The 15523-nt window shown below is 66.2% G+C and carries 15 protein-coding genes; 14 read left to right on the forward strand and 1 reads right to left on the reverse strand.

Annotated elements, in window-relative coordinates; genetic code table 11:
- The first annotated feature begins 120 nt into the window (after positions 1–120).
- The 12 genes from aspS to WG208_RS06865 all read left to right on the forward strand — a co-directional run bounded on the left by aspS (position 121) and on the right by WG208_RS06865 (position 11586).
- Complete coding sequence (gene aspS / locus WG208_RS06810; RefSeq protein ID WP_337170586.1) at positions 121–1926, forward strand: aspartate--tRNA ligase; 1806 nt, start codon at positions 121–123, stop codon at positions 1924–1926.
- Positions 1923–2903 (forward strand): PhoH family protein, encoded by a 981-nt coding sequence (locus WG208_RS06815; RefSeq protein ID WP_337170587.1) that lies wholly within the window; start codon positions 1923–1925, stop codon positions 2901–2903. Before aspS ends, WG208_RS06815 begins: the two co-directional genes overlap by 4 nt.
- A gap of 29 nt (positions 2904–2932) precedes the next feature.
- Positions 2933–3397, forward strand: coding sequence for an rRNA maturation RNase YbeY (ybeY, locus tag WG208_RS06820; RefSeq protein ID WP_337171252.1), 465 nt, complete (start codon positions 2933–2935; stop codon positions 3395–3397).
- A complete protein-coding gene (locus WG208_RS06825) occupies positions 3394–4701 on the forward strand; it encodes a hemolysin family protein (RefSeq protein WP_337170588.1) in 1308 nt (435 codons plus the stop codon). Before ybeY ends, WG208_RS06825 begins: the two co-directional genes overlap by 4 nt.
- A complete protein-coding gene (locus tag WG208_RS06830) occupies positions 4698–5663 on the forward strand; it encodes a CBS domain-containing protein (protein WP_337170589.1) in 966 nt (321 codons plus the stop codon). The genes WG208_RS06825 and WG208_RS06830 overlap by 4 nt, the downstream gene beginning before the upstream one ends.
- Positions 5638–6711 carry a methylmalonyl Co-A mutase-associated GTPase MeaB gene (gene meaB / locus WG208_RS06835; RefSeq protein ID WP_337170590.1) on the forward strand — a complete coding sequence of 358 codons (1074 nt, stop codon included), beginning with the start codon at positions 5638–5640 and terminating at the stop codon, positions 6709–6711. The genes WG208_RS06830 and meaB overlap by 26 nt, the downstream gene beginning before the upstream one ends.
- On the forward strand, positions 6708–7574 hold the full coding sequence (locus WG208_RS06840; RefSeq protein WP_337170591.1) for a class I SAM-dependent methyltransferase: 867 nt from the start codon (positions 6708–6710) through the stop codon (positions 7572–7574). Before meaB ends, WG208_RS06840 begins: the two co-directional genes overlap by 4 nt.
- A gap of 100 nt (positions 7575–7674) precedes the next feature.
- On the forward strand, positions 7675–8088 hold the full coding sequence (locus WG208_RS06845) for a cobalamin B12-binding domain-containing protein (RefSeq protein WP_337170592.1): 414 nt from the start codon (positions 7675–7677) through the stop codon (positions 8086–8088).
- On the forward strand, positions 8085–9701 hold the full coding sequence (locus WG208_RS06850; protein WP_337170593.1) for an acyl-CoA carboxylase subunit beta: 1617 nt from the start codon (positions 8085–8087) through the stop codon (positions 9699–9701). Before WG208_RS06845 ends, WG208_RS06850 begins: the two co-directional genes overlap by 4 nt.
- Complete coding sequence (locus WG208_RS06855; RefSeq protein ID WP_337170594.1) at positions 9701–11077, forward strand: acyclic terpene utilization AtuA family protein; 1377 nt, start codon at positions 9701–9703, stop codon at positions 11075–11077. The genes WG208_RS06850 and WG208_RS06855 overlap by 1 nt, the downstream gene beginning before the upstream one ends.
- A 6-nt stretch (positions 11078–11083) precedes the next feature.
- Complete coding sequence (locus WG208_RS06860) at positions 11084–11437, forward strand: hypothetical protein (RefSeq protein ID WP_337170595.1); 354 nt, start codon at positions 11084–11086, stop codon at positions 11435–11437.
- Positions 11434–11586 (forward strand): hypothetical protein, encoded by a 153-nt coding sequence (locus WG208_RS06865; protein ID WP_337170596.1) that lies wholly within the window; start codon positions 11434–11436, stop codon positions 11584–11586. The genes WG208_RS06860 and WG208_RS06865 overlap by 4 nt, the downstream gene beginning before the upstream one ends.
- Here the strand turns inward: WG208_RS06865 and WG208_RS06870 are convergent.
- Complete coding sequence (locus WG208_RS06870) at positions 11565–12242, reverse strand: CerR family C-terminal domain-containing protein (RefSeq protein ID WP_337170597.1); 678 nt, start codon at positions 12240–12242, stop codon at positions 11565–11567. The two genes, WG208_RS06865 and WG208_RS06870, sit on opposite strands and share 22 nt — an antisense overlap.
- A gap of 411 nt (positions 12243–12653) precedes the next feature.
- Here WG208_RS06870 and WG208_RS06875 point away from each other — a divergent pair, with 411 nt between their 5' ends.
- Positions 12654–13658: an HlyD family efflux transporter periplasmic adaptor subunit gene (locus WG208_RS06875; RefSeq protein ID WP_337170598.1), complete on the forward strand. Its 1005-nt coding sequence runs from the start codon at positions 12654–12656 to the stop codon at positions 13656–13658.
- Between the two features lie 43 nt (positions 13659–13701).
- Complete coding sequence (locus WG208_RS06880) at positions 13702–15519, forward strand: ATP-binding cassette domain-containing protein (protein WP_337170599.1); 1818 nt, start codon at positions 13702–13704, stop codon at positions 15517–15519.
- The last annotated feature ends 4 nt before the right edge of the window (positions 15520–15523 follow it).

The raw sequence follows: 15523 nt of genomic DNA on the forward strand, positions 1-15523 counted from the left end.
CCTAACACATTTAACTTTCGACGTTTGCACGATGTCTGCCTCGTTTCCCCGGTCGGTCGCATGCCGCGGTGTCCCGTCGGCAGGTGCCCCTGACCCGTCCTCTCTGGAGTTTCATCCCTGATGTCGCTTCCGTCCGAGCTGTCCGTGTTGGCCACGTCGCTACGCACCGATACCTGTGGCCTCCTCCGGCGGACGGACGTCGGGCGCACCGTCCGCCTCGGGGGCTGGGTGCACCGCAGCCGCGACCTCGGCGGATTGGTCTTCATCGATCTGCGCGATCGCACGGGGCTGGTGCAGTTGGCCTTTGGCCCCGCCTGGACGGCGGGCGACGTGCAGCAGGCCGCAGCGGCCGTGGGCGTGGAATCGGTGGTGCTCTGCGAAGGGGAAGTGGTGGCACGGGAAGCCGATCGGGTGAATCCCGACATGGCCACCGGCGAAGTCGAAGTGCGCGTCACCTCGTTGCGCGTGGTCGGACCCGCCGTGACGCCAGCACTGCCGGTGGCACGCGGTCGCGGCGACAAGATGCCCGCCGAGGAGTTGCGCCTGCGTCACCGTTATCTCGATCTGCGCCGTCCCGAACTGCAGGAGAATCTCATTCTCCGGCATCGGCTGATGCAGGTCACGCGGCGTTTCCTGAGCGAGCGGGGATACCTCGAACTCGAAACGCCCATTCTCACCAAGCCCACGCCAGAAGGCGCGCGAGACTATCTCGTGCCAAGTCGTGTGCACCCCGGTGAGTTCTACGCCCTGCCGCAGTCGCCGCAGATCTACAAGCAGTTATTCATGTGCTGCGGATTCGATCGGTACTTCCAGATCGCCCGCTGCTTCCGCGACGAGGATCTGCGCGCCGACCGGCAGCCCGAGTTCACGCAGATCGACATCGAAGCGTCGTTCATCGAACGCGAGGATATCCTCACGCTCGCGCAGGGTCTCATCGGCGCGCTGTGGCGCGAAGCCGGCCACGAGATCCCCGCGCAGTTCGAGCGGATGAGTTACGCCGATGCGATGGAACAGTACGGCTGCGACCGGCCGGATCTGCGGTATGGTCTCGTGCTGCGCGACCACAGCACCATCTTTGCCGGCCTCGATTTTGCCGTCACGAAGACGGCGATGGCGTCGGGAGCCCGCGTGCGCGGTCTCGTGGTGCCCGGCGGCGCGGCGTGGAGCCGCAAGCAGGTGGACGAGCTCGAGGCACTCGCCAAGGGCGCCGGTGCCGGCGGATTGCTCCGCCTGCGCAAGGCGGACGGTGCGTATGACGGACCGCTCGCCAAGTTCCTCACCGACGAGGCGCAGGTGGCTTTCGGGCTGCAGGATGGTGATCTCGCCCTGTTCGTGGCGGCAGCCGATCACATCAGCAGCCCGGCGCTGGACCGGGTGCGGCAGGAGTGCGCGCGGCGCCTCGGACTCGTCGACGAACGCGCGGCGCGTTTCCTGATCGTCATGGACTTTCCCATGTTCGAACAGGACCCGGTCACGGGCGCGCTGGCCGCGGTGCATCATCCCTTCACGGCGCCGCACCCGGAAGACATGCGCAACTTCCCCGACGAGCCCGCGCGCTGGCGTGCGCTGGCGTACGACGTCGTGTTGAACGGCACGGAACTCGGCGGTGGCAGCATCCGCACCAGCGATCCGTCCGTGCAGTCGCGCATGTTCGCACTGCTGGGCATCGGCGACGTGGAGGAGCAGGAGCGTCGGTTCGGATTCCTGCTCGAAGGGCTGCGCGCCGGCGCGCCGCCGCACGGCGGTATCGCCTTCGGTTTCGACCGCATCGCGATGCTGTTGTCGGGCGCCGGCTCCCTGCGCGACGTCATTGCCTTCCCGAAAACCACGGCGGCCCGTTCGTTGTTCGAAGGCGCACCGGTTGCGGTGCCCGCCGACGATCTCGACGAGTTGCACATTGCCGTCCGCACTTCCGACGTCTCATGACCGAACCACGCAGTGATCGCAATGGCGACGGCGCCGTCACCACGCGGCTGTCCGTCGAAGGCGCCGACCAGCAGCTTCTCGCCGGTGTGAATGATGGCAATCTCGTGGAGCTCGGCCGCGCCACCGGTGTGCGGGTGGCGCTTCGTGGAGATCATCTGTCGCTCGCCGGCGATCCCGATGCGGTGGCGCGCGCCGAAGGGGTGGCAGCGGCCATGATCATGATGGTGCGCGAAGGCAAGGCCGTGAGTGCCGACGATGTGCTGCGCCTCTCCCTCATCGAACGGCCGGCCGAAGCGCCGGGTGCCACCAACGGGTCGCTCGTCCTGCCCGGTGCCCGGCGTGGGGTGCAGCCCAAAACACCCGGCCAGGCCGAGTATCTCGCGAAGATCGCCGAGCACGACATCGTCATCGGCATCGGTCCGGCGGGCACCGGCAAGACCTATCTGGCCGTGGCTGCCGCCGTCGATGCACTCATGCGCAAACGGGTGCGTCGCATCGTGCTGGCCCGTCCGGCCGTGGAGGCCGGCGAAAGCCTCGGCTTCCTGCCCGGCGACATGCAGGCCAAGGTCGATCCGTACCTGCGTCCCTTGTACGATGCCTTGGACGATCTCATTCCGTTCGAGCGCATCCAGAAGCTCATCGAAACGCGGACCATCGAAGTGGCACCGCTGGCCTTCATGCGCGGCCGCACGCTGGGCGACTCCTTCGTCATTCTCGACGAGGCGCAGAACGCCACCGGCATGCAGATGAAGATGTTCCTCACGCGTCTGGGCGTGAACTCGAAGATCGTCATCACGGGTGACAAGACGCAGGTGGATCTGCCGCGCCGCGAGGACTCGGGGCTCATGCAGATCGAACGCATCCTGCACGGTATCGACGGCATCTCGTTCCACTACTTCACCGAGGCCGACGTCGTCCGTCATCGTCTCGTGCGCGACATCATCCGCGCGTACAACGAAGACGCGGCGGGGGGTTGATGACGCCCGCCCGAAGTCGACGCGTGGCGATGCCACGACCCGAACCCCGCGCCGTGGCCGTCGAGTGCGATGGCGTGCGCATTCCCGTGGCCTCCGCGCGACTGGCCGAATTGTCACGCCAGGTACTGCGTGCCGGTAAAGTGGCGCGGGCCATGCTGTCGATCACCTTCGTGACGTCACGCGCCATGGCCACGCTCAATCGCCGGCATCTCGGGCACACGGGCCCCACCGATGTCATCACGTTCGCGCTGGGGCAGGGCCCCGACGGCGCGGTGATCGGGGACATCTACATCTGCCCGGATGTGGCCCGCGCGCAGGCACGGGCGCATGGCGTGGGTGTGCGGGAGGAACTGGCCCGACTCGTCGTGCACGGCACCCTGCACGCCTGCGGTTGGGAGCATCCCGAAGACGAATCCCGCATGACTTCGCCGATGTGGCGACGCCAGGAGCAGCTCCTCGAGCGCTTCTGGATGCCTCCGTCCCCCAGGGTATGAGTCTCGTTGCGTGGGGACTCGCCGGCACCGGTGCTGTCCTGGCCGCCGTCGCCGCCATTGCCGATGGAGCACTGCTCGCCGATCTGCCGCTCCCGGCGCATGTCGCCGACCGTTCCAACGGAGCGGACGCCGTCCCCACCGCGCAATCCGGTTCGCACGGTCCCCGCAGTGCCTCGGCCCGCGAACGCACACATCGGGCGCTCGCGTTTGCCCGGGTGATCGGCCATCTCGCGGCCGGCAGCGGTATCGCCGTCGCCCTCGATCTGGTGGAACAACCCACCGTCGAAACCGCCATCTCGGTGATCCTGCTTGGCCTCACCACCGTGCTGCTCGCCGAATCGGTGGCGCGCGTGGTGGGTGACGGACTGGGAGCCAATGCCTCGAGACGCCTCGGCGGCGTGACCCGGTTCATCGAGTGGCTGCTGCGCCCCGTCATGCTGCTGGGTGACTGGCTCGATGGCATGTTCGCCGAGATCGTGCCAGAAGTGGACGCCACGCACGAACGACGCGAGGAGGCCGCGGCGCAGTTCCGCGATGTCGTCACCACCGAGGCCGATGTGTCGCGGGATGAACGCGAGCTGCTGCTCGGCGTTTTCGATTTTGGCGAGACCACTGCGGAAGAGGTGATGGTGCCGCGCGTGGACATCACCGGCGTGGAGCGTGAAACCCCGTGGTCGGAGATGCTCGACCGCGTGCGCAGCGCCCAGCACTCGCGCATCCCGGTGTACGACGGATCCATCGACGAGATCGTGGGCATCCTGTATGTGAAGGATCTCATGCCCGCCGTGCTTGCCGACGAAGAGCCATCGGACGGGTGGCCTTCGCTGATGCGTTCGCCCGTGTTCATTCCGGCGTCCAAGCGCATCGCCGATCTGTTGCGGGAGTTCCGGCAGGCGCGCCGGCACATCGCCATCGTCGCCGACGAATATGGAGGCACGGCAGGTCTGGTCACCATCGAGGACGTGCTCGAGGAACTGGTGGGCGAAATCCGCGACGAGTACGACGACGAAGAGCGTGTCGTGGAGAGTGAAGAGGGCGTGCGCTACTGGGTGCCGGGCCGTCTCACGCTCGACGATCTCTCGGCGGCGCTGGGTCATGACTTCGCGCGTGACGACGTCTCGACCGTGGGCGGACTGGTGCTCGAGTTGCTCGGACGTGTGCCACGCGCCGGAGAATCGCTCACCATCGGCCCCTTCCGGGCGATCGTGGAACGTGTGGTGCGCCGCAAGATCGAGCGCGTGTTTCTCGAACGACTGCCTGCGGCTGATCCGGATGACACGACGACATCGGAGTCGCCCACATGACCGGACTGCTGATGTTCCTCGCGGTCGGTGTCATGGCCGTGCTCACGCTGGGCGCCACCGCCGTGCGCACGGTGAGCCGCCTCTGGCTGCGTCACTGGATCGAACATCGCGCCGGAGGCGTGGGTGCGATGGCGCGTTATCTCGAGCGTCCCACCCGTCTGGTGCATGCCGCCGGAACGGCCGCGATGCTGGTGGTGTTCGCGACGGGCGCGCTGATCGCGATGACCGACGGACTGAATGCGTGGACGTTCGTGGGCGATGTGGCGGTGTTCCTGGTGCTGCTGCTGGTGTTCGGACAGTTGCTGCCGCGCGCCATCGGCCGCCGCTGGGCGCCGGTCATCGTGCCGGTCATGGTGCCCGTGCTGCGTCTGGTCGATCTGGCGCTGGCCCCGTTCCACGCCATCGCGTACACGGTGCGCCGCTGGGTTTCTCCGCCCCGGGGCACCGACCAGGACAGCGATGCGCGTGATGGACTCGAGGAGTTGCTGCGCGACGGCGCGTTCGACGACATCAGCACCACCGAGGAGATGGCCATCATCTCGGGCGTCATCGAATTCGGTGACAAGACTGTACGCGATGTGATGCGTCCGCGTGCGGAGTTGTTCGCCGTGCCGGACGGTCTGGCACCGGATGAACTGGCGCGGCGCGTGTCGCAATCCGGCTACAGCCGCGTGCCGGTGTATCGTGGAGAGCCGGATCAGATCGTCGGCATGGTGCACGTCATCGACATCTTCAAGCGACGCGGAGAGTCGATGCCGCCATTGTTGCCGGTCACCCGCACGGTGCCCGACCGGCCGGCCAACGAACTGCTCTTCGAACTGCTCCGGGCACGGCGCCAGCTGGCGATCGTGCAGGATGGCATGGCGGAGGGAGGCCGCGCGATCGGCATGGTGACACTCGAGGATCTGCTCGAGGAACTGGTGGGAGACATCCGGGATGAGCATGACGACAGTACCGACTGACACGGCGATCACGCGTCTGCTGGAGCAGTTCCGGGCCGGCACACCTGCGGCGCTCGCGCGTGCCGTCAGTATCGTGGAGAATCATCGCCCCGGATTCGAGCAGATCCTCGCGGCGCAGCATGCGCTGGTGGGCCGCGCGCGTCGCATCGGGCTCACCGGTCCGCCGGGCGCGGGCAAGAGCACGTTGACCACCCGTCTCGCGCGTATCTACCGCGAACAGGGGTTGCGCGTGGGCATCGTGGCGGTCGATCCCACGTCGCCCTTCACCGGCGGTGCACTGCTGGGTGACCGCATCCGCATGGAAGACATCGCCCTCGATCCGGGTGTGTTCATCCGTTCGATGGCGACGCGGGGATCGCTGGGCGGTCTGGCCACGGCGACGCGCGAAGTGTGTGATGTGCTCGACGGGTTCGGCATGGACGTGATTCTCATCGAAACCGTCGGTGTGGGGCAGAGTGAACTCGATGTTGCACGGGCCGCCGATTCGACGCTGGTGGTGCTGGTGCCCGAGTCGGGCGATTCCATCCAGACACTCAAGGCGGGCGTCATGGAAATCGCGGATGTCTTCACGGTGAACAAGGCCGACCGCCCGGGTGCCGACCGGCTGCGTCACGACATCGAGTTGATGCTCGGATTGCGGGCGGGTAGCGGGAAACCCCTGCGGCGTCGTGAAGGTGCGAACGTGCCCGCGGATACCTCCGCGGAAACGGCCGGCACCTGGGTGCCACCCGTGCTGCAGACGGTGGCCGCGGAGAATCAGGGCATCACGCAGATCATCGAGGCGCTCGACCGCCACTTCCGTCATCTCGAGCAGAGCGGGGAACTGCGGCTCCGTCGCCGGATGCGCCTGCGCGAGCAGGTCATGGAGATCGTGGAGCAGCAGATCCGGCAACGACTCTGGCGCGACGGAGCGACACTCGCCTGGCTGGACGCACAACTCGATCGCCTCGAAGATGGTTCCCTCGTGCCGTTCACCGTGGCCGACATGCTGCGGGCGCAGAGCGGCAGTCTGCTCACCGGCGCGCACTACACCCCCGTGACCCCATGACCGATCGCCGGAAAACCTCGCGTGCGCCGAAGAGCGGCACGGACAACGATACGAAGACCGGCAACACGCGCGGCAAGAGACGCACCAGCACGAACACCACTGGGAATCGCACCGTGCACACGCCGTGGTGGCAAACACATTTCGACGCGCAATACCTGCACGAATACGAGCCGCTGTTCGATCTCGTGCAGGACCGCCGGGAAGTCTCGCGCCTGATGGATGTGCTGGCGCTGCCTTCCGGCGCACGCGTGCTCGATTGTCCGTGTGGTCAGGGGCGGCATGCGCATCTGTTGGCCGAGGCGGGGTTCGACGTGGATGGTCTGGACTATTCCGAGCCATTGCTGGCCGTGGCCCGCAAGCGCGGCACGGGCCGGACCCTGCGCTACACGCAGGGTGACATGCGCGCTCTGCCGCCCCGTTGGACGGGACGTTTCGATGCCGTGGTCAATCTCTTCACGTCGTTCGGCTTCTTCGACAGTCCGCAGGACGATCTCCGCGTGCTGGCGCAGTTCGCGCGCGTGCTCAAGCCGGGCGGGGTGCTCATCTGGCACGGCGGGGCCCGGGATGGAGTCATGGCGAAGTTTCTGTCCCGCGATTGGTGGAGCACCGCCGACGGCACGATGTTCGGCCAGGAGCGGCGCTTCGATCCGCTGTCGGGCTTTCTCGAGATCACGTCCACGTGGCGAGGGCCGACCGGTGATGGAGAGCGGACGCACCGTATCCGTTTGTACACGGCCTCCGAGCTGGCCAGCCGCCTGCGGGACGTCGGCCTCGTGGTGGAAGGGGCCTATGACAGCTGGACCGACCGCCCCCTCACGCGCACTTCGAGCGAAATGCTGCTGGTGGCGCGTAAGGATGGCTGAGTAAGTTGGAAGGCTGTCCCCGAGTGGCTCGGGTGATGGCCTCCGTTGACCGGTTCTTTCCTCTCAGCTCGTCTCCGGGCCCCACTCTGTCAGCCAACCGATGACTCGACCGATTCGTGTGCTGGTGGCCAAGCCAGGCCTCGATGGCCATGACCGCGGCGCCAAGGTCGTTGCCGCCGCGCTTCGCGACGCCGGCATGGAAGTGATTTACACCGGCCTGCATCAGACGCCGGAAATGATTGCCACGGCGGCCATCCAGGAAGACGTGGACGTCGTGGGACTGTCGATTCTCTCCGGTGCGCACATGACGCTCTTTCCCCGTGTGCGCGACCTGCTGATCGAAGCCGGTCGGGAGGACATCCTCCTCACCGGTGGTGGCATCATTCCCAAGGAAGACATGGACGCGCTCAATGCGCAGGGCATCGCGCGTCTGTTCGGCCCCGGTACCAGCACCCAGGATCTCGTGGATTACATCCGCACATGGTTCGCGGCGCGCGAGCAGCAGAACTCGTGAGCAGCCGTCTTCGCCAGCTCTCCGAAGAGCTCCGGACACTCGAGGCCCAGCTCCGACTTGGCGGTGGGTCCGACAAGATCGAACGACAGCACAAACAGGGAAAACTGACGGCCCGTGAGCGCGTGGAGCGTCTCGCCGATCCGGGCACGCCGTTTCTCGAAGTGGGCCTGCTCGTGGCGCACGACAAGTACGACGGTCAGGCACCCGGCGCCGGTGTGATCACGGGCATCGCCATCGTGGAAGGACGGGAAGTGGTCGTCGTGGCCAACGACGCCACGGTGAAAGCCGGCTCGTGGTGGCCCGAGACCATCACCAAGACCCTGCGCGCGCAGGAGATCGCGATGCGCTGCCGTATCCCGATCATCTATCTCGTGGACTCGGCCGGCGTGAACCTCCCCTATCAGGGCGGCGTGTTTCCGGGACAGTACGGCGCGGCGCGCATTTTCTACTACAACTCCATCATGCGGCGCTATCTGCGGATCCCGCAGCTCGCCGCGGTGATGGGACAGTGTGTGGCGGGTGGGGCCTATCTGCCCGCGCTCAGCGATGTGATCCTGATGGTCAAGGGTACGTCGTTCATGGGACTGGGAGGCCCCAATCTCGTGAAGGGCGCGACGGGGCAGACCATCGACGGCGAAACGCTGGGCGGCGCGATCACCCACACCGAGATCAGCGGCGTGGCGCACTACGCCCTCGACGATGACCCGTCGTGTCTCGACAAGCTGCGGGAACTCGTGGCGCGACTGCCCCAGCCACCGGCCTCCACGCAGAGCGCCTGGCGGCCGCCGGCCGAACCGCCGTCGACACTGTACGATCTGCTGCCGGCCGATCATCGCATGCAATACGACATGCATGCGTTGCTGCGCGCGGTGCTCGACGAAGGTCAGCTCGACGAATTCCAGGGGAACCTGGCCAAGGAGATGATCTGCGGTGATGCCCGCATCGAAGGCATCCCGGTGGGCATCATCGCCAATCAGCGGGGACTCATCAAAGGCCGTCCGGGCGAAAAGCCGCGTTTCGGCGGCATCATCTACGCCGAGAGTGCGGAGAAGGTCGCGTATTTCATCGAGCGCTGCGACAAGCAGGGCATTCCGATCATCTTCGTGCAGGACGTGTCGGGCTTCATGGTGGGACCGGAAGCCGAACACGAAGGCATCATCCGCGCCGGCGCGCACTTCGTGGAAGCGATGGCCTGTGCCCGTGTGCCCAAGATCGTGCTCACGGTGAACCACGCCAGTGGTGCAGGCTATTATGCGATGGCCGGGCAGGGCTTCGATCCCGACTTCATCTTCTCATGGCCCACGGGGCGCATGGCGGTGATGGAAGGCGAAGCCGCCGTGCAGGCCGTGCATGGGCCCGCGCTCGATGCGGCAAAAAAGGCGGGCACGCAGCCGTCGCCTGAAGTGCTGGAAGCCGTGGCGGCCATGCGCGCCGACTACGAGACGCAGCTCGATGCCCGCTACGCGGCGGCTCGAGGCTTCGTCGACACGATCGTGTATCCCGAAGACACCCGCACCATGCTGGCGCTCGCGCTCCGCGCGGCGTCGCAGAATTCTGGTCCGCATCTCGGCGCCTTCGTGCTGCCGCCGATGCCAACTTACGGAGCGCAGTGATGTCGCAGGAATCGAACGGCCGCGTGGTTCGCGTGGCCAGCGGTCAGGGCTTCTGGGGGGACTGGCTCGAAGCCCCGCGTCGTCAGGTGGAAGGTGGTCAGGTCGACTACCTCATGCTCGACTATCTCGCCGAAGTCACGATGTCCATCGTGCAGAAGCAGAAGGAACGCGATCCGCGCATGGGATATGCGCGCGATTTCGTGGGCGCGATGGAGAGTGTGTTCCCGGCCGTGGCCGATCGTGGCGTGAAGGTCATCGCCAATGCGGGCGGTGTGAACCCGAACGCCTGCGCCGACGCCGTGCTGGAAGCGGCCAGCAAACACGGTGTACGCGGCAAGATCCGCATCGGCGTGGTGACGGGCGACGACATCCTCGATCGTCTGGACGAGTTGCTGGCGGCGGGCCATGAGCTTCGCAACATGGACACCAACGAGCCGCTGTCGACCATCCGCGACCGGGTGCTGTCGGCCAATGCGTACATCGGGTCCACTCCCATCGTGGAGGCGTTGCAGCGCGGCGCCAACGTGGTGGTCACGGGGCGCAGCACCGACACCGCGCTCACGATGGCGCCGCTGCGTCATGAATTCGGCTGGGCGGCGGACGACTGGAACAGGCTGGCCGCCGGCATCGTGGCGGGACACATCCTCGAATGTGGGGCGCAGTGTTCGGGCGGCAACTGCCTGCACGACTGGCGCAACATCCCCGATCTCGCGAACGTGGGCTATCCCATCGCCGAGGCGCGGGCCGATGGCACGTTCGTCATCACGAAGCATCCCGGTACGGGCGGCCGCGTGAGTGTGCCGAGCGTGACGGAGCAGCTCGTGTACGAGATGGGGGATCCGCATGCGTACATCACGCCCGACGTGGTGGCCGACTTCACGAGCATCCAGCTGGAAGCGGACGGCGAGAATCGCGTGCGTGTGCATGGCATCACCGGCGGCCCGCCGACGCCGTTCCTCAAGGTGTCCATCGCCTATCGCTCGGGGTACAAGGCCGTGGGCACGCTGGTGTATTCGTGGCCCGACGCCATGGAGAAGGCGCAGGTCGCCGATCGGGTGCTGCGTGAGCGTCTGGACCGACTTGGCCTCAAGTTCGATCAGGTGCTGAGTGAGTTCGTGGGCGCGACGGCCACCCATGGTTCGCTGGCCGGTGACGGCCGCGAGGCGCCGGAAGTGCAGTACCGCATCGGCGTGCGTGGCGGCGACAAGGCGTCCATCGAGCGCTTCGCGCGCGAGATCGCGCCGCTGGTGCTCAATGGCCCGCCGAGTGTGACCGGTTTTGCCGGCGGCCGCCCGAAGGTCGAAGAGATCGTGGCCTACTGGCCCGCGCTGCTCGACAAGCGCGCCGTGTCCACCGCTGTAGCCATCGTGGAGTAACAACGCATGCGAGTCCGTCTTCTCGATATCGCGCACGCCCGCAGCGGCGACAAGGGTGACACGGCCAACGTGGGCATCATCGCGCTCAAGCCCGAGTGGTATGCCGTGCTCGACAAGTACGTCACCAAGGATGCGGTGACGAAGCACTTCACCGGCCAGATCACCGGCGATGTGGTGCGCTTCGAGCTGCCCAATCTCAAGGCGCTCAATTTCCTCTTGCACGGCGCGCTGGACGGCGGCGGCACGTTGTCGCTCAAGACCGACGCACAGGGCAAGGTGTACTCCACCGCGCTGCTGCGTCTGGTGATCGACGTGCCCGACGCCGAAGCCGCAGCCGCAGGTCTGCCGGCGTTCACATGATGCTGCGTCTTCGCATCGCCCTGATCCTGATCGGCGTTATCGCCTTCACGATCGCTCAGCGCACCGGTATCGAATGGGTGCGCTGGGTGGGCATTGCGCTGGTGGCGATCGCCCTGCTGTTGCGATTCTACAAGCCGACGCCGCGCTGAGCCGCGGCGTCGGCATAGTCGCGGCCGATCGCCTGCAGTCCCGCGATGGCGAACCGATGCAGGTGCTCCACGATCCTGTCGTGCGGCGTTTTCAGAATCGCCTGCGGAGGCCCGGGGATACCGCGCCGGCCGATCACCAGCAGCAGACAGGGTGCGGCCACATTGAGCAGGCACAACAGCATGGCCGGCGCATCCACGGGGATGCCGGTGACCTCACTGAGGATGCCGGTTACGACCGGAATCTTCAGGGACACCTCCGATTGAAACAGCACCTGAATGTGTGAGGACGGCGCGAGAATCTCTCCCGCCAGCACGGTCAGATGCCACCCGTCCGCATCACTGGTCGCCCGTCTCACCAACTGATCGATGAGCATGCGGAGCTTGTCCGATGCCGGGAGCGGCGTGAGGGCGAGCCGCTGCAGATCGGCCAGGTCCATCACCCGGCGATGCGCCTCCGCCAGAACCGCCTGATAGAGGCCACTCCGGCTGCCGAAGTGGTAGTTGATCGAGGCCAGGTCCACACCGGCCTTCGCCGCGACGGCCTTGTTCGTGGTTTCGGCGAACCCCGACGCAGCGAACAGCTCTCCCGCCGCCTCCAGGATGCGGGCCCGGGTCGCTTCACCATCCGTGCGAACTGCCCGAGCGGCTCTGCGCATCTGCAATGGAGTCCTCGCGAACGATGTGAGCTGGTTCATCCCGGTGGAGTCTCCGCCCGGGTTTGACTTCAAACGAATATTAAATTCAATTTAATATAAGTCCACCGGAAATCGCGGAGGGGGATCGGCAGGCGGATTGGCCGGTCTCGGCTTTCGGTCGGTCTCGGGTGACTCGTGAGCGTGAGGGGCCGCCTGCGGCGGCGATACAAGCAGGATGAACAGCAGATCAAAGCAGGATAGTTCCCAGTACACGATGAGGACGTCGGCATACCCGGACTGATCCTGCTTTGATCTGCTGTTCATCCTGCCGGTATCGCGCCCGCAGGGCGCCCTTCAGACTCGCGGACGTCCCAAAACTCACCGAAGCGCGCCCGATGTATTTGTCGATACGCCGTCGAGCCCATCGAAACCATGAAGAAGCCTCTGATACTCCTCGTCGCCGTAGCCGCGGTGACGCTCGCCGCCTGGACGTCGTGGCGTCTCCTCGGCGACCGTGACAACACGGACGAATTGGTGCTTCACGGCAATGTCGACATCCGCCAGATCGCCCTGGCTTTCGAAGGCAGCGGACGCGTGGCGAGTCTGCACGCCGAGGAAGGGGATCATGTGAAGGCGGGGACGGTGTTGGCGGAACTGGACACCCGCACACTGACACTGCAGGCCGAACAGGCGCAGGCGTTGGTCGAAGTGCAACGGCAAGTCGTATCGCGGCTGCGCAGCGGATCGCGTCCTCAGGAGCTGTCCCAGGCCCGCAGTCGGGTGACGGCGGCGGAGACCGACGCCGCCCGTGCGAAGGCCGACTTCGAACGGCTGCGGATCCTTGCCGGCAACACGCAGGGACGTGGCGTGAGTGCACAGGACCTCGATCACGCCGCCCGGGCGCTGCAGGTGGCCGACGCACGGGTCGCGGAGCAACGGGACGCCCTGCGTCTCACAGAACTGGGACCGCGTGCCGAGGATGTGGCCGGTGCCCGGGCGCAACTTCAGGCGGCGGAGGCGCAACTGGCGTTGCTGAAACATCAGATCGCGCAGGGCAAACTCGAAGCACCGGCCGATGCCGTGGTCCGTTCGCGTCTGCTCGAACCCGGCGACATGGCGACACCACAGAAGCCGGTTTTCGCGCTGGCACTGACACAGCCCAAGTGGGTGCGTGTCTACGTGGGCGAACCCGACCTCGGCCGGATCACGTCTGGCATGCCGGCGCGCGTGGTCACCGATGGACAGCCCGACAGGCCGATCATGGGCAAGGTGGGATACATCTCGTCGGTGGCCGAATTCACACCCAAGTCGGTGCAGACCGAGGAACTGCGTACCAGTCTCGTCTACGAGGTGCGTGTGCTGGTCGAGGACCCTGGGGATGTGTTGCGTCTGGGGCAACCGGCGACGGTTCATGTAACGCGCGCTGCCGCGAAGTGATGCGCAACGCATGAACGGAACATGAGCGAAACATGAGCCAAACATGAGCACCGCCGATTCCACGGTCGCCGCCGAGGGTGTGCGCAAGGTGTTCACCGCGCCGAGCGGCGGCCCATTGCTCGCCGTCGACAACGTGTCGCTCACCGTGCGGGCGGGTGAACTGACAGCGCTGGTGGGGCCGGATGGGGCAGGCAAGACCACGCTCCTGCGCATGATGGCGGGGCTGCTCCGGCCCGACGCCGGTCGTCTGCATGTGCTGGGTATCGACGTGGCTCACGATCCGCAGGCGGTGCAGGACCGCATCAGCTACATGCCGCAGCGCTTCGGGTTGTACGAGGACATGAGCGTGCAGGAGAATCTCGACCTGTATGCCGATCTGCATGGCGTTCCGCAGCACGTGCGTCGTGAACGTTTCGCGCGCATGCTGGAGATGACCGACCTGGCCCGCTTCACCGATCGACTGGCGGGCAATCTGTCGGGCGGCATGAAGCAGAAGCTGGGGTTGGCCTGCACACTGGTGCGCTCACCCGATCTGTTGTTGCTGGACGAGCCCAGTGTAGGCGTGGACCCGTTGTCGCGGCGCGACCTGTGGACCATCGTGCAACAGCTCGTCGACGACGAGAACCTGAGCGTGATCGTCAGCACGGCTTACATGGACGAAGCCGAACGCTGCGCGCAGGTGTTCGTGATGCATGAAGGCCGCCTGCTGGCCGACGGCACACCGGCGGCGCTCACCGCACGTGCCCACGGACTGACGTTCACGGCGACGCCGCCGGTGGGTGTGCCCGCGCGCAATCTGCAGGCGCATCTGATCGACGCCGACGCGCTGATCATCGATGCGGTGCCCAGGGGCGGGGCGGTGTGTTTCATCCGGCGTCCCGAGACGAATGAGCAGGCACTCGACGCACTGCTGGGCGATATCGCACACCAGGCACGACCGGAGGAACTCGAGGACGCCTTCATGATGCTGCTGCGCCAGCATCAGGAGAGGAGCGCTCCATCCGACACTTCCGCGAAGGTTCCGACTGTTGCTTTTGGCGTCGCTCCAGAAGGTGCACGGGTCAGGGCCAGCGCCGGAACCAGCGCCGACGACAGCGGGCCGGTGATCGTCGTGCGCGATCTGGTGCGCAAGTTCGGCGATTTCACCGCCGTGGCCAGCACGTCGTTCGACGTGGCCCGGGGAGAGATCTTCGGGCTGCTGGGGCCCAACGGCGCAGGGAAAACCACGACCTTTCGCATGCTGTGCGGCCTGCTGCCGGCCACCAGCGGGCATCTCGAGGTGGCGGGGCTCAATCTGCGCACGGCTCGCGCGAAGGCCCGCGGACGCATCGGATATGTCTCCCAGAAATTCGCGTTGTATGGCAATCTGACCGTGCGCGAGAACCTGGAGTTCTTTGGCGGCGCCTACGGATTGCACGGTGAGACCCGGCGCGTGCGGGTGGCTGCGATGATCGATCAGTTCGGCCTCGAGCCCAGGGCTGTCAGCGGGCTGTTGCCCACCGGCTACAAACAGCGCCTGGCCATGGCTGCCGGCCTGTTGCACGAGCCGGAAATCCTGTTCCTCGACGAACCCACGAGCGGCATCGACCCACTGGCCCGCCGGGCGTTCTGGCGCACCATCACCACACTCGCGCAGAGTGGCGTGACCATCATCGTGACCACGCACTTCATGGAGGAAGCGGAATACTGCGACCGCATCGCCATCCAGGATGGCGGGAAGGTGCTGGCCCTTGGCACACCACAGGAGGTTCGTGAACAGGCCGGGGGTGATGGCAGCACGGACATGAACCAGGCCTTCATTGCCATCGTCGAACAGGGCCGGGCGAACGGTTCGCGTCCTGCTGGGAGAGTGCTGACATGAACAC

The organism is Gemmatimonas aurantiaca, assembly GCF_037190085.1.
GTDB lineage: Bacteria > Gemmatimonadota > Gemmatimonadetes > Gemmatimonadales > Gemmatimonadaceae > Gemmatimonas > Gemmatimonas aurantiaca_A.

What these genes read in the sequence shown, in the direction of transcription:
- WG208_RS06870 (WP_337170597.1), bottom strand. Translation starts at nt 12,242, where the DNA reads ATGCGCAGAGCCGCTCGGGCAGTTCGCACGGATGGTGAAGCGACCCGG.
- WG208_RS06860 (WP_337170595.1), top strand. Translation starts at nt 11,084, where the DNA reads ATGCGAGTCCGTCTTCTCGATATCGCGCACGCCCGCAGCGGCGACAAG.
- WG208_RS06845 (WP_337170592.1), top strand. Translation starts at nt 7,675, where the DNA reads ATGACTCGACCGATTCGTGTGCTGGTGGCCAAGCCAGGCCTCGATGGC.
- WG208_RS06855 (WP_337170594.1), top strand. Translation starts at nt 9,701, where the DNA reads ATGTCGCAGGAATCGAACGGCCGCGTGGTTCGCGTGGCCAGCGGTCAG.
- WG208_RS06815 (WP_337170587.1), top strand. Translation starts at nt 1,923, where the DNA reads ATGACCGAACCACGCAGTGATCGCAATGGCGACGGCGCCGTCACCACG.
- WG208_RS06830 (WP_337170589.1), top strand. Translation starts at nt 4,698, where the DNA reads ATGACCGGACTGCTGATGTTCCTCGCGGTCGGTGTCATGGCCGTGCTC.
- WG208_RS06840 (WP_337170591.1), top strand. Translation starts at nt 6,708, where the DNA reads ATGACCGATCGCCGGAAAACCTCGCGTGCGCCGAAGAGCGGCACGGAC.
- WG208_RS06825 (WP_337170588.1), top strand. Translation starts at nt 3,394, where the DNA reads ATGAGTCTCGTTGCGTGGGGACTCGCCGGCACCGGTGCTGTCCTGGCC.
- WG208_RS06875 (WP_337170598.1), top strand. Translation starts at nt 12,654, where the DNA reads ATGAAGAAGCCTCTGATACTCCTCGTCGCCGTAGCCGCGGTGACGCTC.
- meaB (WP_337170590.1), top strand. Translation starts at nt 5,638, where the DNA reads ATGAGCATGACGACAGTACCGACTGACACGGCGATCACGCGTCTGCTG.
- ybeY (WP_337171252.1), top strand. Translation starts at nt 2,933, where the DNA reads ATGCCACGACCCGAACCCCGCGCCGTGGCCGTCGAGTGCGATGGCGTG.
- WG208_RS06880 (WP_337170599.1), top strand. Translation starts at nt 13,702, where the DNA reads ATGAGCACCGCCGATTCCACGGTCGCCGCCGAGGGTGTGCGCAAGGTG.
- aspS (WP_337170586.1), top strand. Translation starts at nt 121, where the DNA reads ATGTCGCTTCCGTCCGAGCTGTCCGTGTTGGCCACGTCGCTACGCACC.
- WG208_RS06865 (WP_337170596.1), top strand. Translation starts at nt 11,434, where the DNA reads ATGATGCTGCGTCTTCGCATCGCCCTGATCCTGATCGGCGTTATCGCC.